This window comes from Alkalimonas cellulosilytica, assembly GCF_036325985.1.
GTDB classification, from domain to species: domain Bacteria; phylum Pseudomonadota; class Gammaproteobacteria; order Enterobacterales; family Alteromonadaceae; genus Alkalimonas; species Alkalimonas cellulosilytica.
Genome location: NZ_JAUHLI010000007.1, coordinates 166,174 through 181,941, shown reverse-complemented (window position 1 = coordinate 181,941; position 15,768 = coordinate 166,174). Strand labels below are relative to the sequence as shown.

The following is a 15,768-nucleotide window of genomic DNA, read 5'->3' as shown; positions in this document are numbered from 1 at the left end:
TGTCAGTGCTGTATCTCAAGATTTACATGAAATTTTCTAAGGCAAATGAAAGCCGCCCGGCTGGAGCAGGGCGGCCGTTTTAGCATGGGGGAAATGGTTAATGCTTCGCTGCAGCTTCCACTGCGCGCATCACCCGCAGCACATTACCCGACCAAAGGGCCCGGATCTCATCCTCACTGTAGCCACGTCGCATCAGCTCCCAGGTCACATTGATGGTTTCAGTGGCATCGTCCCAGCCTTCCACGCCGCCGCCGCCATCAAAATCGGATACGATGCCGACATGCTCAATGCCAATGCGATCCACCGCATAATCGATATGATCGATAAACTGCGCTAAGGTTACATCCTGGTAGGTACGACGCAGCTCAGTCAGGCCATCCATATAGGCTTTGATCTCAGCATCGCTGGCGCCGCCCCAGCCGGCCGACAGATACTGCTGACGCAGTTCATCCTGGCCGCGCTGAATGCGGGGATCGACATTGGCGACATAGCTGCGAAAGGCCACCATCTGGGCAACACCGCCATTGGCTTTAATCGCATCCAACTGCTCATCATCCAGATTCCGCAGGTTGGGGTGCACGCCGGAGACCCCGGAGTGGGAGGCAATCACCGGTGCGCGTGACAGGGCGATGGCTTCCAGTGAGCTGCGTTTACCCACGTGCGAAATATCGACCATAATGCCGTAGTCATTCAGCTTTTTAACCAGCTGACGGCCCAAATCGGTTAAGCCCTGATCCGGTTTATCGCCCTGATCCAATCGCGGATTGGAGCTGCCACCAAACTGGTTATTGCCCATATGGGTAATGCCGACATAGCGGACACCGCGCTCGGCCCACAGTGGAATTTCATCGACACTGGTGCCCAGCGGATAGGCATTTTCCATACCAATCAGCGCCACCAGCTTGCCTTGTGCATGCAAGGCTTCCACCTCATCGGCCGTGCGGGCCAGACCAATTTGATCACGGTAAGCCCTGGTCATGCGTTTAATGGCCTGATAACTTTCTTCGGCACGGGCTCTGGCTGCGGCATAGCCTTGCTCCGTCATCGAGCCCTGGCCTACATAGACAATGAAAAAAGCGGCATCCAGGCCACCGGCGCGCATCTTGGGCAAATCGACCTGGGCCCGGGTCATCACGCCCGGATCCATTTGATGCGTAGCGTAACCGCGGGCAATATCGACATGGGTATCGAGCGTGATCACGCGGGAGTGCAGCTGCCAGGCTTCACGTTCGCTGACATCGCGCGGCTGGCGCTCTGCCAGGGCTGAGCCCATTAGCAGCAAGGTACTGGCCGCTAAGGCGCTGAAGAGTTTTGACATAGGATGCTCCTGTTCCTGAGGTGATTTTTTAGTATAAGTGCGCCAACAGGATAACGGTCCCGGGCTTAAAGTGCCATCCTCTTTATCCTCGGAATCACGGCATTAACAGCAAGCGTTAATGGTTCATCAAGCGGGCGGCAATCATGGAAGCCAGCACAACAAAGCCGATAGCCAGGCCAAAGTACAGCGTCTCCAGCGTGGCACCCACTTCCACCGCTTGCTCCAGAAACAAAATCACCAGAATCACCGATGCCACCTGCATCAGGGTGATTTTTAAGTCATGAAAACTTTTGATATCGAGCGCTTTTAACAGGCCTTTATCCCGTTCAACTGTCCTGGTAAGAAACAACCGGTACAAGGCAGAAGCAATGATCTGAAAAGTCAGGGCGATTAACAGGGTATCCAGTACCTTAAGTAACTTCACCGCCAGGCGTTTGCCTTCATCTGCTTTGACCGGAATCGCCATCACAGTATCGACAATGATGCCATAGACAATGGACACACTGGCAGCATAGAGCAGGCAAGCCGAGGCCGCGCAGACGATAATAGTCAGAATCACCAGAATGCGACTACTTTGCAGTAATTTTTCCATGCCGTTTCCTCAAGTAAAGGATGAATAAGCTGCCAGATTTGAACGTGCCAACACGACTTGGTTCCTTGTACAGCTCGAACATTGCTTTGGTTTGCCGGGCTCAGTGTTAGCGGACCTGGTAGTGCCAGCTTAAGGTTGCCCCAGCTGTTGCTTTAACCGATGCAAAATAGCGGCAGTCGCGCCCCATATCAGTTGCTGGCGCCAATGCAAAAAGTACACTGGGTACTGCCGGCCCTGATGCTGCCAGTTCCATTGTTGCCAGCGCTCTTCTTGCCATAGTTCTGCCAAAGGTGCATGAAAGATATCGGCCACTTCATCCAGTTGCAGTTGCCAGCGGGGTGGGGCATGCACCAGTCCCAGCCAGGGCTCTATCACAAAGCCGGTGCTGGTGGCTTGTGGCGGCAGCTGACCCACAATGGTGACATCAGCAGGTGATAGCCCCACTTCTTCTTCGGCTTCGCGCAGCGCCGCCATCTTGCTGCTTTCACCGGCTTCAATGCGGCCACCAGGAAAACTGATTTGGCCGGGATGATGCTTTAAATGCTCAGCGCGCTTGGTCAGCACTAATTCCAATCCTTTAGGGCCTTGCAAAAAAGGCAGCAGCACCGCAGCCCGTTGTGTACCGCTCTGGTTCTGCAAGGTAGGTGCTGCCATGGGCGGCACATGGGTGTTAAAGCGGGCGAGTAGCCAGTCGGTATCCCAACTCATGTTAAGTCTTCAGCTGTATTTTGCAGTACCGGCAGAATTTTGTGCACTTTATCCAGCGTTTCCTGGTACTCGCTGTTCACTTCCGAGTCGGCCACGATGCCGCCGCCGGCCCAGCAGTGCAGTTGGCCGTTGCAGGCTACCAGGGTGCGGATGGCGATGTTGGTGTCCATATCACCGCTCTGGTCGATGTAACCGATGGAGCCGCAGTATACCGAGCGGCGGTGTGGCTCCAGTTGCTCAATAATGGTCATGGCGCTGATTTTTGGCGCTCCGGTGATGGAACCACCCGGAAAGGCGGCTTGCAGCAAATCGGTGGCATCGAGATCGGCGCGCAGGGTAGCGGTAACGGTGCTCACCAGATGATGCACCGCCGGATAACTTTCAATGGCAAACAAATCCGGTACCCGCACACTGCCAGGCTCCGCCACCCGGCCTAAGTCATTGCGCAGCAAATCAACAATCATCACGTTTTCGGCGCGATCTTTTGGCGATTTGCGCAGTGCCTCAGCCGCCTCAGCATCCAGTCTGGTATCGCTGTGGCGCGGTTTGGTGCCTTTAATCGGCTTGGTTTCTATCTCTCGGTCATGCAGCTGCAAAAAGCGCTCCGGTGAAATACTCAGCACGCAGCCCTCGGGTAAGCGCATAAAGGCAGAGAAAGGCGCTGCATTGGCAGCGCGCAGCTTCCGGTAGGCTTGCCATTCACTGCCCTGGTAGCTGGCGCTAAAACGCTGCGCCAGATTAATCTGATAGCAATCACCGGCCAGCAGGTGTTCATGCACCTGCTCAAAGCGAGCCTGGTAGCAGGCTTTGTCCATATTGGCCTGCCAGTCACTGGTTAATGCAAAGGGAGCGGCTTGCTCCCGATACTGACTAAGCCGGTTATTGAGCTTGCTCCAGTTCTGTTCGGCATCACCACGATAATCCAGATACCACAGTTGCTGCTTTTCTTTATCCAGCACCAAAGCCCAGAGGTAAATGCCGATGGCCATATCCGGCAGTGGCAGATCTTTGCTTGCTGTAGCCGGTATCTGCTCACTGTAGCGGCCAAGATCATAGCCAAAATAACCCAAAGCACCGCCCTGAAAGGGCAGGTCAAGCTTGGCAGCAGGCTGCGGGAAATAGCACTTTAAGGCGGCCTTGACCACGGTCAGTGGATGTTGCTGATAGTGATGGACACCTTGTGCATCGGTCAGCACCGTATGGCCATCTTTGGCCTCAATGGTGCAAACCGGCTCGGCCGCTAAGATATCAAAACGGTTGTTCTTACTAACAGGGCCGGCTGAGTCCAGTAACATCGCCCAGGGCTGCTCTGCCAGTGGGGCAAAAAAATCCAGCAAGTCAGTTGGGGCGTCGCCAATGATATGATAGTGCTGCATGCCAATATCCAATTGCACGACCAAGGTTGTATGTATGAAACTCTGGCCGCTGTTTTTGATGCGTTGTATGATATACCCAAGTAACCTCAAGATGCGAGTTTCAGAGCCTTTGGGCGCTTTCAATGCAAGGCACCCTGGCGACGCAATGTCGACCACCTTGCTAGCTAGGGTAACACCGCAGTGGAGGCGCCCAGAGGCTCCCGCAGGGCGGGGCTAAAAGCGCTTTATGCGGCGTTAGCTGTTGTCGATTTGGAACCACCAAACCTTCCAACAACTGCCTTGCCTAAAGCGCTTTTATCTCCCGCTGAAGCCTGCATCTTGAGGTCACTTGGGTATATTAGCCGGACAACAAAGATTGAACGACTGCTTAGGGCGCACTCTAATGCAGTGATTACGACAGAGGACAGATTTCAGATGACCGTCATCCGCCAGCAAGATTTTATCGACAGCATTGAAGATGCGTTGCAGTACATCTCTTATTACCACCCGCTGGATTTTATCCAGGCGCTGGAAAAAGCTTATCACAAAGAGCAGAACAAGGCGGCCAAAGATGCCATCGCGCAAATTCTGATCAACTCGCGGATGTCGGCCGAAGGCCACCGGCCGATTTGCCAGGATACCGGCATTGTCACCTGTTTTGTCAAAGTAGGGATGGATGTTAAGTGGGATAAAACCGACTTGACGGTGCAGCAAATGGTGGACGAAGGTACCCGCCGTGCCTACAACAACCCGGATAACCCGCTGCGCGCATCCATAGTGGCCGATCCGGCCGGTGCCCGCAAAAACACCCGCGACAACACCCCGGCGGTAGTGCACCTGGATTTGGTGCCAGGCGCAGAAGTGGAAGTGATGATTGCTGCCAAAGGCGGTGGCTCTGAGAATAAAACCAAAATGGCGATGTTAAACCCGTCCGACTCCATCGTCGACTGGGTGCTGGAATCCTTGCCGAAAATGGGCGCTGGCTGGTGCCCGCCGGGAATGCTCGGCATTGGCATTGGCGGCACCGCCGAAAAAGCCGCTGTGCTGGCCAAAGAATCCTTGATGGATCCGGTAGATATTCAGCAACTGATCGATAAAGGTGCCGAAACGGCCGAAGAAAAGCTGCGGTTGGAGCTGTACGAGAAAGTCAACCAGCTGGGTATTGGTGCGCAGGGCCTTGGTGGTTTAACCACCGTCGTGGATATCAAAATCAAAAGCGTGCCCACCCATGCCGCTTCCTTGCCGGTGGTGATGATCCCCAACTGCGCCGCTACCCGCCATGTGCATTTCCATCTGGATGGCAGTGGCCCGGCCGATATCAAGCCGCCCAAACTGGAAGACTGGCCACAGGTCACCTGGGAGCTTGGCAGCAATGTGCGCCGGGTGAATCTGGATACGGTTACGCCGGAAGACGTGCAAAGCTGGCAGGCCGGTGAAACTGTGCTGCTAAGCGGTAAGATGCTGACCGGCCGCGATGCCGCCCACAAGCGCATTGCTGATCGCTTAAATAAAGGCGAAGGCCTGCCGGAAGGCGTCGACTTGAAAAACAAGTTTATCTACTACGTTGGACCGGTCGATGCGGTGGGCGACGAAGTGGTTGGCCCGGCAGGCCCAACCACCGCCACCCGGATGGATAAATTCACCGAGATGATGCTGTCGCAAACCGGGTTGCTGGGCATGATTGGTAAATCCGAGCGCGGCGATGCTACCGTGGAAAGCATCAAACAGCATAAAGCGGTCTACTTAATGGCCGTTGGTGGTGCCGCTTACCTGGTATCCAAAGCCATCAAAAAAGCCCGGGTCGTCGCGTTTGAAGACTTAGGGATGGAAGCCATCTACGAGTTTGAAGTCGAAGACATGCCGGTCACCGTCGCGGTAGATAGTCAGGGCAATAACGTACACAAACAGGGCCCGGCCATCTGGAAAGTAAAAATCGAAGAAATGGCTGGCGCAAAGTAAAGCGCAGCAAAGCCTGTAAGCCTTGCTTGCAGGCTTTTTTTAACCAGGGGAAGCATGCGATGAAAATTAGTTTCTTAACCGTCTCAGCCATGCTGGTGGCAGGGCTAGGCGTTCACGCCAGCGCCAAAACGCCGCTGCAGGTGGAGCATTTGTCTCAGCTCAATCAACTGAGCGATATTGTACTGGCACCGGGTGGCAATCAGTTGGTGTTTGCCCAAAAAAATGGCGGCGTGAAGCCTGCCGATAGCAGCCACGATCTGTACTTAATGGATTTAAGCAATAACAATGCTATCCGCCGCTTAACGCAAAACAGCAGTCGTGAGCATCAGGTGCGCTGGGCTGCCGATGGCAGTGCCATTTACTTTTTGGCTGACCGTACCGGCTCCAATCAGGTATGGCGTTTAAATCTCAGCGGTGGCGAAGCGATGCAGCTTACCGACTTGCCGCTGCCGGTGCAGGGCTTTCAGGTATCAAACAACGGCCAAAAGCTGGCGCTGGCGCTACCACACAAACCAGGCTGTGGTGATATTGCCTGCACGGTGAAAGCGAAAGCGGACGATGCCGCCCGTAAAGATACCGCCATGGTGTACGATCAGTTGATGGTACGACACTGGGATCGCTGGCTGGATGGTTACCGCAGTCATTTGTTTGTGGCTGCTTTGGGTGACAAGCCGGTCACCGATGCGCTAAACCTGATGCCGGACTGGAACAGCGATATTGCCGGCATCAACGAAGTAGCTTTTACGCCGGATCAGCAGCATCTGGTGTTCAGCGCCAAAATGCCTGGCGTGGACGAAAGCTGGCACACCAATTTTGATATTTTTGAAGTCAGTATTGAAGGGGGCGAGAAGAAAAACCTCACCGCCGACAACCCGGCCTGGGACTCGCATCCATCGTTCTCACCAGATGGCCGCTTTATGGCGTATCTGGCGATGCAAACACCGCAAGCCGAATCCGACCGGCGCCGGTTGGTGCTGCTTGATCAGGTCACCAATCAGCGCACGGTGTTAAGCGAAGACTGGGATCGCTCGATTTATTCTTATCAGTTTGGCTCGGACAACCGCACCATTTATGTCACCACCCAGGATGTAGGTCAGGTCAGTATTTACGCCATCAACACCAGCTTTGGTGATGTGCGTAAAGTCTATGGTGATGGCAGCGCTGGCCACTTGAATGTGGCAGGTGAGCGGATTGTGTTTAGCAATCACCGGCTGAATCAGCCTACTGAAATCTACCAGATCCAGACCGATGGCAGCCGCTTGCAGCAGCTGACCAATGTCAACGGCCCCTTGCTGGAAGGCATCGCCTTTGGTGAGTTTGAGCAGTTTAGTTTTTCCGGCTGGGATGGCAATACCGTCTATGGCTATCTGGTGAAACCGGTCAACTTCAACGCCAACCGACGCTACCCACTGGCCTATCTGGTGCATGGTGGCCCGCAAGGCAGCTTTGGCAATATGTTCCATTACCGCTGGAATGCCCAGCTGTGGGCAGCGCAGGGCTATGCGGTGGTGATGGTCGATTTCCATGGCTCTACCGGCTATGGCCAGGCTTTTACCGACTCCATCAGCCGCGACTGGGGCGGAAAGCCGCTGGTTGATTTGCAAAAAGGCTTTGAGTACATTCAAAAAGCTTACCCATGGATTGATGGCAACCGAGCCTGTGCCTTGGGGGCTTCCTATGGCGGTTACATGATGAACTGGTTTGCCGGCAAATGGCCGGATGCTTTCCGCTGCCTCGTCAACCACGCTGGTTTGTACGATATGCCAAGCTTTTACGGCAGCACCGAAGAGTTGTTTTTCCCGGAATTTGATCTGGGCGGCACCGCCTGGGATGAGGATTCGGATTACGCCAAATTTAACCCGGCGGCTTATGCCGACAACTGGCAAACGCCGATGTTGGTGATCCACGGCTTAAAAGACTACCGGGTGCCATACGCCCAAGGTCTGGGTGCCTTTACCAATCTGCAGCGTAAAGGTATCGAGTCGCGGCTGGTGATTTTCCCCGACGAGAATCACTGGATCCAAAAACCAGAGAACCGGGTACGTTGGTACAATGAAGTGTTCGACTGGATGAAGCGTTTTACCACTGAGTAAAGCTAGGATCTAAATCTTGGTCATAAAAAAAGGGCGCTGTGTTGAGCGCCCTTGTTGTATCTGTGCCGCTGCTTAATAGGCTTCGGTATGCACATCACGAACCGCACGACCGGATGGATCGGTCATTTCGGCCATTTTAGCATCCCAGGCCAAAGCTTCCGGTGTAGAGCAGGCCACCGACTTGCCGCCCGGCACGCAGGCAATGGCGCCGGCATGAGGGAAATGCTCTTCAAAGATCACCCGGTAGTAATAGCCTTCTTTGGTGTCCGGGGTATTGACCGGGAAACGGAAGCTGGCAGTTGCCATTTGCTGATCACTGATTTCGCGCTCGGCATGAGCTTTTAAGCTGTCAATCCAGCTGTAGCCAACCCCATCCGAGAACTGCTCTTTTTGCCGCCATAAAATTTCATCCGGCAGCAAGCCATCAAAGGCCTGACGCAAAATATGTTTTTCCATTTTGCCGTTGCCACACATTTTGGCTTCCGGATTCAGGCGCATCGCTACATCCATAAAGGTTTTGTCCAAAAACGGTACCCGGGCTTCAATACCCCAGGCCGACATGGCCTTATTGGCGCGGTTGCAGTCGAACATATGCAGGCGGCTGATTTTACGCAAGGTTTCTTCATGAAACTCTTTGGCATTCGGCGCCTTATGGAAGTACAGGTAACCACCAAAGATTTCATCCGAGCCTTCGCCCGACAGCACCATCTTAATGCCCATGGCTTTGATTTTCCGGGCCATCAGATACATCGGGGTCGAAGCCCGGATGGTGGTGACATCGTAAGTTTCCAGAAAATAGATCACATCGCGGATCGCATCCATGCCTTCCTGCACGGTAAAGTGCACATTGTGATGCACGGTGCCAATGGCATCGGCCACTTTTTGCGCGGCTACCAGGTCCGGTGAGCCAGGCAAACCCACGGCAAAAGAGTGCAGGCGTGGCCACCAGGCTTCGGTTTGGTCGTCGTCTTCCACCCGGCGCTTGGCAAATTGCTGAGCAATGGCGGAAATCAGTGAGGAGTCCAGGCCGCCCGATAACAGCACGCCGTATGGTACATCCGACATCAGGTGGCTTTTCACGCTTTGCTCCAGCGCTTTACGCAGCTCGGCTTCATCGGCTGGGTTGTCTTTCACTGCATCGAAGCTTTGCCAGTCACGCTGGTAGTAGGACTCGAGCTTACCGACCTTGCTGTCAAAGATATGCCCTGGCGGGAATTCTTTGATCTGTTTGCAGACCGGCACCAAGGCTTTCAGCTCGGAAGATACAAACAGCTGGCCATGCTCATCGTAGCCGTAATACAGCGGAATAATGCCAATGTGATCACGGGCGATCAGATAGCGCTCCTGCTCGGCATCGTACAGCACAAAGGCAAACATGCCGTGCAGTTTATCGACAAAATTCACGCCATGCTCTAAATACAATGGCAGAATGACTTCGCAATCCGATTTAGTTTTGAACGGATACGACGATACCAGCTCCTTTTCCAGCTGCTTATGATTGTAGATCTCACCATTCACTGCCAGAATGTGATTTCGTTGGTCATTAATCAGAGGTTGGGCACCATTTTCAGTATCTACAATCGCCAGGCGCTCGTGCGCGAGGATGGCATTATTGTCATTCCAGATCCCAGACCAGTCCGGACCACGATGACGTAACAACTTAGATAACTGCAGCGCCTGCTGGCGCAATGCTTTCACATCAGTTTTGATGTCAAGCACCCCAAATATCGAACACATGTTCACCTCTGTAGAATTAAATTAGTTAGCGTTTGGCAGTATGTACGTCTATCCGTACCCCCTGAATGTGCCATGCCCAGTAGAAAAAGCAAGTGCTTTTTTCGGTAATTCGCCAGTGACCGCAAACCGGACGCTTCATGGTAAACTTTCAAGGCAAACGACAATCAAGTGAGCTTATGCAGCCGAATCGAATAAAACCCCGTTTTAGCCCGCCCGCCGACTGGCAAGCGGAGCTGTTTCACAACAACCCAATTTTTCAGGATTTACAGCAGCTGTTTCAACCGGCCAGCTGTCACGACTGGCCGACGCCTGATTGGCTGAGTCAACAGCGCACCGATAGCCGCTTTGAATTTGTCGCCAATGCCGTGTTGGAGCAGGATGGCCGTTATTACGAAGACTATATTTATGCAACCCGGCAAATCCCAACCCGGGCTGAAAACTGGCACGATTTGTTCGGTGCCTTTATCTGGTGCCTGTTCCCCAAGACCAAGGCATTGCTCAATCAGCTGCATATTCAGGATATAGAGCGGGCAGGGCTTAGCCCGCGCACGGTACTGCGCAATAAAATTACCTTGCTGGATGAATGTGGTGTGCTGATTGCTTACACCGCAGGCCAAGAGTCCATGGTACAGCACCTGCAGCAGCACCAATGGCAGCAGGTATTTTGGCAACAACGAGACGCCTGGTGGCAGCAGATCCGCCCAGTGGTGTTTGGCCATGCGATTTATGAAATGGCCACTCAGCCTTTTATCGGACTTACGGCCAAATGCTGGTTTATTGAGGTGCCAGAAGACTTTTTTAGCTGGTCAGTTGCCAAAAGCTATGTATTTTTGGATCAGCAGTTGTGCCAGCTCATCAGTCAACAGCCTAAATGCTTACTGCAAAAGATACAGCTGACGCCGTTGCCTCTATTGGGGGTACCTGGTTGGCACGAGAGCAACGCACAGCTGGCATTTTACCAAAACCAAGACTATTTTCGCCCCAAAAGGCAAGCCTGAGGGACGAATTACCTAAGCCGGAAATCCTTCTTTAGCCGCTATGCTGTGCCCAACTGAAAAATTTGTTAATAGTGTTGCTAAAGGTGTTTTAATGCAATAAAGTCGTTTTTTTGTTGGGGTTCTCCACGCTGGTTATTCAGCCGTAGACTTTTTCTTCCTCAATACCCGGAAGATATCGTGGGGCAGGAAGAGCGGTATTTTGATGGCAAAGTACATGATGTTTATTGTTATTTTTCTTTGCATTACCGCTGCATGTGCAGAGTCGCAGAGCGATTTTTTGCACGATGATTTTTTGTTCGGTAAGGTGCTGCCGGAAGTCACTGTTTTCAATGCCTATGACCAAAAACCGATGCTAACGCAAGCCACGCTGCAAAAACTGGGCGAATCCATTCAGGGTGATGAAACGGATATTTATGTGCGGCTGCAAAACAGCGCTGGTGTCGAAGTAGATAGCTGGATTGGTCAGCACCCCGGCAATGAACCCGTAACGCTGACGGAAGCATTTTACAGCCACATCTGCCAGCAGGAGCTGCTGGTTCTGGTGATCCACCAGCGAATCAATACCGCCATTTCCGTCGGTGATAGCTACTTGAATGCACTCTTCGACCCGGTATCTGGTGAATGGCTCAAAACCTTGCACGGTGCCAAAGTAAAAGACAAAGAGACGGATCTCTGGTTTGTCGACAGCCAGCAGGCGCTGCTGGCAAGCCTGAAAAACGGTACGGATCTGTCCTGCCCGCTCTTCGCCAACGTGAATGTCGATTATAGCTACGAGAAGGGGCATATTGGCATAAGTTGTGGCTTTGAGCGAACAGCTTCAGGCGATTGGCAGTTGATCTTGTGATTGGGCGGGTTTTGTATTTTGGAACAAGGGAATACCATGAAAAATAGTATCTTCGTAATCATGCTGCTAGGTGCCACGCCTATGTTGGTTGCTGAACAGGCGAAACTGGAAGCCATGTGCGAAATTGGCTGGACTGCTTACCATACGCAGAATATCAGCTTGATTGCTCCTTTATGGCGGGATTACTTACCTGATGATTGGCCTGAAGAACGAAAAGCAGAGACGACTGAGCTATTCCTTGCCGATCGTGCCCTGATCTTTGAGCGGGCCAGGCAAAAGCATGGCAATATCAGTTATCAGCTGGCTCAAGTTCGCTTTTACGATACCCATGAAATACCAAAAATATACAGCCAGCTTAATGCAAAACGTTATGCAACGCTCCGATATGAAGCACACAGTGCCGATAACCCTCAAAGCCGCCTGTCTGCCAGCTGCACTTTTTTTGATTATGATGGCGATGATAACTGGCAAATTAACACCATACTCTGGAACAGATAAGCAAGGCTACATTATCAGAGCAAAACCTTTTAACTCCGGAAAAGGCAGCCTCTAAAATCTGCTTACATTTTTGCAGGTGGAAAACATCCAAAGCAAATTGCTATTCACCCGCCTGTCTTTAATAATACGGCTTCATTATCAGGATAAGTTCGAGCACGATTGCTATGAAAATGAAGATCGCTCAGCGCTGCTCGATGATTTTTAATCAAAGCTTCAACCCAGAAGGACTCGTGGATGATAGAAATTAATAACCTGGCCAAGGCATTCGCCATAGGCAAGGGCTCCAAATTGTCTGAAAGCGAAAAGCAGGATGTGCGCTACAGCAAGAACGCTTTTCATTCGGTGCGGGATGTCAGCTTTCACTGTGATCAGGGCGAAGTGCTGGGCTTGCTGGGCCCCAATGGCGCCGGTAAAACCACCACCTTGCGCATGCTCTCCACCGCCTTAAAACCAGATGGCGGTACGGTACTGATTAACGGCGTTGATGTGCTGAAACAACCGCTGAAAGCGCGCCAGCAAATTGGTTTCTTATCCGCGGATACCGGCCTCTATGGCAAGTTAACGGCCTTTGAGAATATTGCTTACTTTGGCCGCTTGCATGGCATGAAAGAGTCCGCTTTGCGTCAGCGCATCGATGAGCTGTTCACCTTACTGAACATGCACGATTTTGCCAATCGCCGCGCCGACAATATGTCCACCGGCATGAAGCAAAAAACGGCCATAGCCAGGGCCGTGGTGCATAGCCCCAAGGTCGTGATTTTGGATGAGCCAACCACCGGCCTGGATATTATGACGGTGCAAACCGTGCTGGACTTTATTCAATCGCTCAAAGCCCTGAAAACACCGGTTATCTTCTCCACCCATCACCTGGATGAAGTGGCGGCCTTGTGCGATCGGGTGGTGGTGATTGATAAAGGCATCAGCACCTTTGCTGGCAGCATTGCCGACTTTAGGCAGTGTACCGAAAGTGGCGATCTGCGTGAAGCTTTCTTATCGGTCATCAACCAGCCTGAGACGACCATGGCACAGGGAGCAGCCTGATGTGGCAAGTGTATTTTAAAGAACTCACCGAGCTAATGCGTGACAAGAAAACGCTGATTTTTGTTATTTTACTGCCCATTCTTATTTTCCCGGTGTTGTTTGGTGTGATGGGATTGGTACTGAGTACCACCACCAGCAAAGCGATGCAGGAAGAACACCGGTATGTGATTGTCAATGCCGAGCAGGCCCCGCAGTTTGCCGAAGCGTTGTTTTATCATAAGAACTTTCGCCGCATCGATTCTGATCTAACGGACACCCAGCAACTGATTGCAGGGATCCGGGCTGGCGATTTTGATATGGCGCTGGTGATCCCGGCGGATTTTCAACAGCGCCAGTCGGCGGTCGAGCAGAGCGAGTGGCAGCTGATTTACAACCAGTCCTCGCAGCTGGATTTTATGTTTCAGTACTTCAATGAACTGATGCGTAAATTTACCGAAGACTTGCAAATGACCAGCCTCAGCCAGTTAGGGGTCGACCCACAGCGGCTGCAAGCCATTTTAAAACCGGTGGAAGTACGCCGTATTGATACCGCCGACATCCGTGAGAATATCGGTGAGAAAATCGGTGCCTTTATTGCCTATATTCTGATCCCGATTTGTCTGATGGGAGCTTCGTATCCGGCCATTGATATGGGAGCCGGCGAAAAAGAGCGGGGCACTTTGGAAACTTTATTAATTTGCCCGGTGAGCCGCACCGCTATTGTGCTGGGCAAGTTTCTGACGGTCTTAACCACCGGCCTTGCGACGACTCTGATTACGGTGGTCAGTTTAGGGGTCTGGACAGCACTGATCAGCTCGTTTGCTGGCCTGGATGTGGTCGCCAATGTGATGTCGAGCATTTCCATCACCGATTTGCTGTTGATCTTCCTGATGCTGTTGCCGATCTCCGCTATTTTTGCCTCCCTGTTGCTGGCGATTTCCATTTATGCCAAAACCTTCAAGGAAGCGCAAAATTACATGAGCCCATTGTCTTTTGTGGTGCTGATGCCGCTGGTCGCTGCCATTTTGCCTGGAGTAAACCTGACTACCACCACCGCCATGATCCCGCTGACCAATGTGGCGCTGGCAATCAAAGAGCTGGTAAAAGGCACGGTAGATTATGGCTTGTTGATGATGATCTTTGCTTCTACGGTGGTACTGGCTGGCGCGCTGGTGGCGTTTTGTGTGCACTGGTTCCAGCAGGAGAAGGTGTTGTTTCGCTAGGCAGCGAAGCGGCGGTTACCGCTGGCAAAGCCAACTGGTGACCGCCGCTTTGCGGCTAGTGACCGGTCCCTGGGACCTGGTTGCCGTCTTTAATCAATAAATACTATTGATAATAATTATTAATTAGATTAGGATCACCCTATCAACTGAGAGGTGATCCTATGTACGTATGTCTGTGCAAAGCTGTGACCGATAAAGCCATTAAGCAACATGTTGCCAATGGTGTGCGCTCAATGCGTGAACTGCGTGCCTGCAGCGGTTTAGGCAGCCAGTGCGGTCAGTGTACCTGTCAGGCCAGTCAGATCCTGCATAATGAGACTTTGCTGCATTCTCAGCAAGATTTTGAGTTAGCTCACGAAGTTGCCTGAACGCCAGTTTCATCTCTGACTTAAAATTCTTATTTTCCGCATTTTTATTCTTTTTGTCTGGCGCTGGTTCTCAACTCAGTGCTTTTACGGCATACTGGATGGCATCCATTTGAAACGGAGTTTTTTATGCAGCCTATCCAGCAAGTCGCCATCGTGGGTGGCACCCATGGCAATGAATTTTCCGGCATCTACTTAATCCGCCAGTACCAGCGTCAGCCCGAATTCCTGCAGCGCCAAAGCTTTCATGCCTGGACTTTGTTTGCCAACCCGCAGGCGCACAGCGCCAACAAGCGCTACCTGGATGCCGATTTAAACCGCCAGTTCCGCCGTGAAGACCTGGATAACCCTGCGCTTAGCAATTACGAACAAAGCCGGGCCAAAGTGATTGATGCGGTACTTGGACCCAAAGGCAATCCGAAGGTGGATCTGGTGATTGACTTGCACAACACCACCAGCAATATGGGGCCGGTGCTGATCCTGACCCAGGCCGGTGATTTTTACAATCAACTGGCCGGTTACGTCAAAATGAAGATGCCCGAAGCGGTGATTAGCTGCGACGAAGATCATCTGCCGGCCGAAGCGCACAAGCTGCTTTGCACCACAGGCCGCTATGGGGTGATTGTCGAAGTAGGGCCCCAACCTCAGTCGGTACTTCGCCAAGACGTGCTGGAGCAAATGCACAGCATGACCCAACACATTCTGGACTTTGCCGATTTATACAACCGCCAGCAATTGCCGCCGTTGCCTGCCGAAGTAGCAGCCTACCGCTATTTGCACAGCATCACCTTGCCGCTTAATGAGCAGGGCGAGCGATTGGGGATGGTGCACAGCCATGTGCAGGATCAGGATTTTAAGCCGATCAAGCCAGGCGACCCGATCTTTAAACTGTTCGATGGTAAGGAGCTGCTTTATGAAGGGGAGAGCGACGTTTACCCAAGCTTTATCAACGAAGCCGCCTATTACGACAACAACCTGGCGATGTCATTGAATGAGAAAATTACCCTGGTGGTGCCGCCTGTGGCCGGCGACTAGCTGGCGATGCCAGCGGTCACCAG

14 protein-coding genes are annotated in these 15,768 nt (G+C 52.5%); 9 read left to right on the top strand and 5 right to left on the bottom strand.

Annotated elements, in window-relative coordinates; all coding sequences use genetic code 11:
• Positions 1 to 97: 97 nt before the first annotated feature.
• The 4 genes from QWY20_RS08840 to pabB all read right to left on the bottom strand — a co-directional run bounded on the left by QWY20_RS08840 (position 98) and on the right by pabB (position 3,994).
• Entirely contained in the window at positions 98 to 1,318 is a 1,221-nt protein-coding gene (locus QWY20_RS08840) for a dipeptidase (protein WP_330128657.1), read from the bottom strand.
• Between the two features lie 115 nt (positions 1,319 to 1,433).
• Entirely contained in the window at positions 1,434 to 1,910 is a 477-nt protein-coding gene (locus QWY20_RS08835) for a YqhA family protein (protein WP_330128656.1), read from the bottom strand.
• A 129-nt stretch (positions 1,911 to 2,039) separates the two neighbouring features.
• Positions 2,040 to 2,618 carry a CoA pyrophosphatase gene (locus QWY20_RS08830; protein ID WP_330128655.1) on the bottom strand — a complete coding sequence of 193 codons (579 nt, stop codon included), beginning with the start codon at positions 2,616 to 2,618 and terminating at the stop codon, positions 2,040 to 2,042.
• Positions 2,615 to 3,994, bottom strand: a complete 1,380-nt coding sequence (gene pabB / locus QWY20_RS08825; RefSeq protein WP_330128654.1) for an aminodeoxychorismate synthase component I — start codon at positions 3,992 to 3,994, stop codon at positions 2,615 to 2,617. Before pabB ends, QWY20_RS08830 begins: the two co-directional genes overlap by 4 nt.
• 414 nt (positions 3,995 to 4,408) lie before the next feature.
• Between pabB and QWY20_RS08820 the strand changes: the two genes are divergently transcribed.
• Both QWY20_RS08820 and QWY20_RS08815 read left to right on the top strand, forming a co-directional pair.
• Complete coding sequence (locus QWY20_RS08820; RefSeq protein WP_330128653.1) at positions 4,409 to 5,932, top strand: fumarate hydratase; 1,524 nt, start codon at positions 4,409 to 4,411, stop codon at positions 5,930 to 5,932.
• A gap of 59 nt (positions 5,933 to 5,991) precedes the next feature.
• Positions 5,992 to 8,025 carry a dipeptidyl-peptidase 5 gene (locus tag QWY20_RS08815; protein ID WP_330128652.1) on the top strand — a complete coding sequence of 678 codons (2,034 nt, stop codon included), beginning with the start codon at positions 5,992 to 5,994 and terminating at the stop codon, positions 8,023 to 8,025.
• 72 nt (positions 8,026 to 8,097) lie between these two features.
• Here QWY20_RS08815 and asnB read toward each other — a convergent pair whose 3' ends face one another.
• A complete protein-coding gene (gene asnB, locus QWY20_RS08810; protein ID WP_330128651.1) occupies positions 8,098 to 9,762 on the bottom strand; it encodes an asparagine synthase B in 1,665 nt (554 codons plus the stop codon).
• A gap of 176 nt (positions 9,763 to 9,938) precedes the next feature.
• Between asnB and QWY20_RS08805 the strand changes: the two genes are divergently transcribed.
• The 7 genes from QWY20_RS08805 to QWY20_RS08775 all read left to right on the top strand — a co-directional run bounded on the left by QWY20_RS08805 (position 9,939) and on the right by QWY20_RS08775 (position 15,745).
• Positions 9,939 to 10,760 carry a DUF3025 domain-containing protein gene (locus QWY20_RS08805; RefSeq protein ID WP_330128650.1) on the top strand — a complete coding sequence of 274 codons (822 nt, stop codon included), beginning with the start codon at positions 9,939 to 9,941 and terminating at the stop codon, positions 10,758 to 10,760.
• A gap of 214 nt (positions 10,761 to 10,974) precedes the next feature.
• Positions 10,975 to 11,604, top strand: coding sequence for a hypothetical protein (locus QWY20_RS08800; protein ID WP_330128649.1), 630 nt, complete (start codon positions 10,975 to 10,977; stop codon positions 11,602 to 11,604).
• 36 nt (positions 11,605 to 11,640) lie between these two features.
• Positions 11,641 to 12,102, top strand: coding sequence for a hypothetical protein (locus QWY20_RS08795; protein WP_330128648.1), 462 nt, complete (start codon positions 11,641 to 11,643; stop codon positions 12,100 to 12,102).
• Between the two features lie 234 nt (positions 12,103 to 12,336).
• Entirely contained in the window at positions 12,337 to 13,143 is an 807-nt protein-coding gene (locus QWY20_RS08790; RefSeq protein WP_330128647.1) for an ABC transporter ATP-binding protein, read from the top strand.
• Entirely contained in the window at positions 13,143 to 14,345 is a 1,203-nt protein-coding gene (locus QWY20_RS08785; RefSeq protein ID WP_330128646.1) for an ABC transporter permease, read from the top strand. The genes QWY20_RS08790 and QWY20_RS08785 overlap by 1 nt, the downstream gene beginning before the upstream one ends.
• A 161-nt stretch (positions 14,346 to 14,506) precedes the next feature.
• Positions 14,507 to 14,713, top strand: coding sequence for a bacterioferritin-associated ferredoxin (locus QWY20_RS08780; protein ID WP_330128645.1), 207 nt, complete (start codon positions 14,507 to 14,509; stop codon positions 14,711 to 14,713).
• Between the two features lie 126 nt (positions 14,714 to 14,839).
• Positions 14,840 to 15,745, top strand: a complete 906-nt coding sequence (locus tag QWY20_RS08775; RefSeq protein ID WP_330128644.1) for an aspartoacylase — start codon at positions 14,840 to 14,842, stop codon at positions 15,743 to 15,745.
• Positions 15,746 to 15,768 lie beyond the last annotated feature (23 nt).

Bases quoted from the DNA above. Each gene is read 5' to 3' on its own strand.
- QWY20_RS08835 (WP_330128656.1), bottom strand. From the start codon at position 1,910: ATGGAAAAATTACTGCAAAGTAGTCGCATTCTGGTGATTCTGACTATT.
- QWY20_RS08815 (WP_330128652.1), top strand. From the start codon at position 5,992: ATGAAAATTAGTTTCTTAACCGTCTCAGCCATGCTGGTGGCAGGGCTA.
- QWY20_RS08790 (WP_330128647.1), top strand. From the start codon at position 12,337: ATGATAGAAATTAATAACCTGGCCAAGGCATTCGCCATAGGCAAGGGC.
- pabB (WP_330128654.1), bottom strand. From the start codon at position 3,994: ATGCAGCACTATCATATCATTGGCGACGCCCCAACTGACTTGCTGGAT.
- QWY20_RS08775 (WP_330128644.1), top strand. From the start codon at position 14,840: ATGCAGCCTATCCAGCAAGTCGCCATCGTGGGTGGCACCCATGGCAAT.
- asnB (WP_330128651.1), bottom strand. From the start codon at position 9,762: ATGTGTTCGATATTTGGGGTGCTTGACATCAAAACTGATGTGAAAGCA.
- QWY20_RS08805 (WP_330128650.1), top strand. From the start codon at position 9,939: ATGCAGCCGAATCGAATAAAACCCCGTTTTAGCCCGCCCGCCGACTGG.
- QWY20_RS08795 (WP_330128648.1), top strand. From the start codon at position 11,641: ATGAAAAATAGTATCTTCGTAATCATGCTGCTAGGTGCCACGCCTATG.
- QWY20_RS08785 (WP_330128646.1), top strand. From the start codon at position 13,143: ATGTGGCAAGTGTATTTTAAAGAACTCACCGAGCTAATGCGTGACAAG.
- QWY20_RS08840 (WP_330128657.1), bottom strand. From the start codon at position 1,318: ATGTCAAAACTCTTCAGCGCCTTAGCGGCCAGTACCTTGCTGCTAATG.
- QWY20_RS08800 (WP_330128649.1), top strand. From the start codon at position 10,975: ATGATGTTTATTGTTATTTTTCTTTGCATTACCGCTGCATGTGCAGAG.
- QWY20_RS08780 (WP_330128645.1), top strand. From the start codon at position 14,507: ATGTACGTATGTCTGTGCAAAGCTGTGACCGATAAAGCCATTAAGCAA.
- QWY20_RS08830 (WP_330128655.1), bottom strand. From the start codon at position 2,618: ATGAGTTGGGATACCGACTGGCTACTCGCCCGCTTTAACACCCATGTG.
- QWY20_RS08820 (WP_330128653.1), top strand. From the start codon at position 4,409: ATGACCGTCATCCGCCAGCAAGATTTTATCGACAGCATTGAAGATGCG.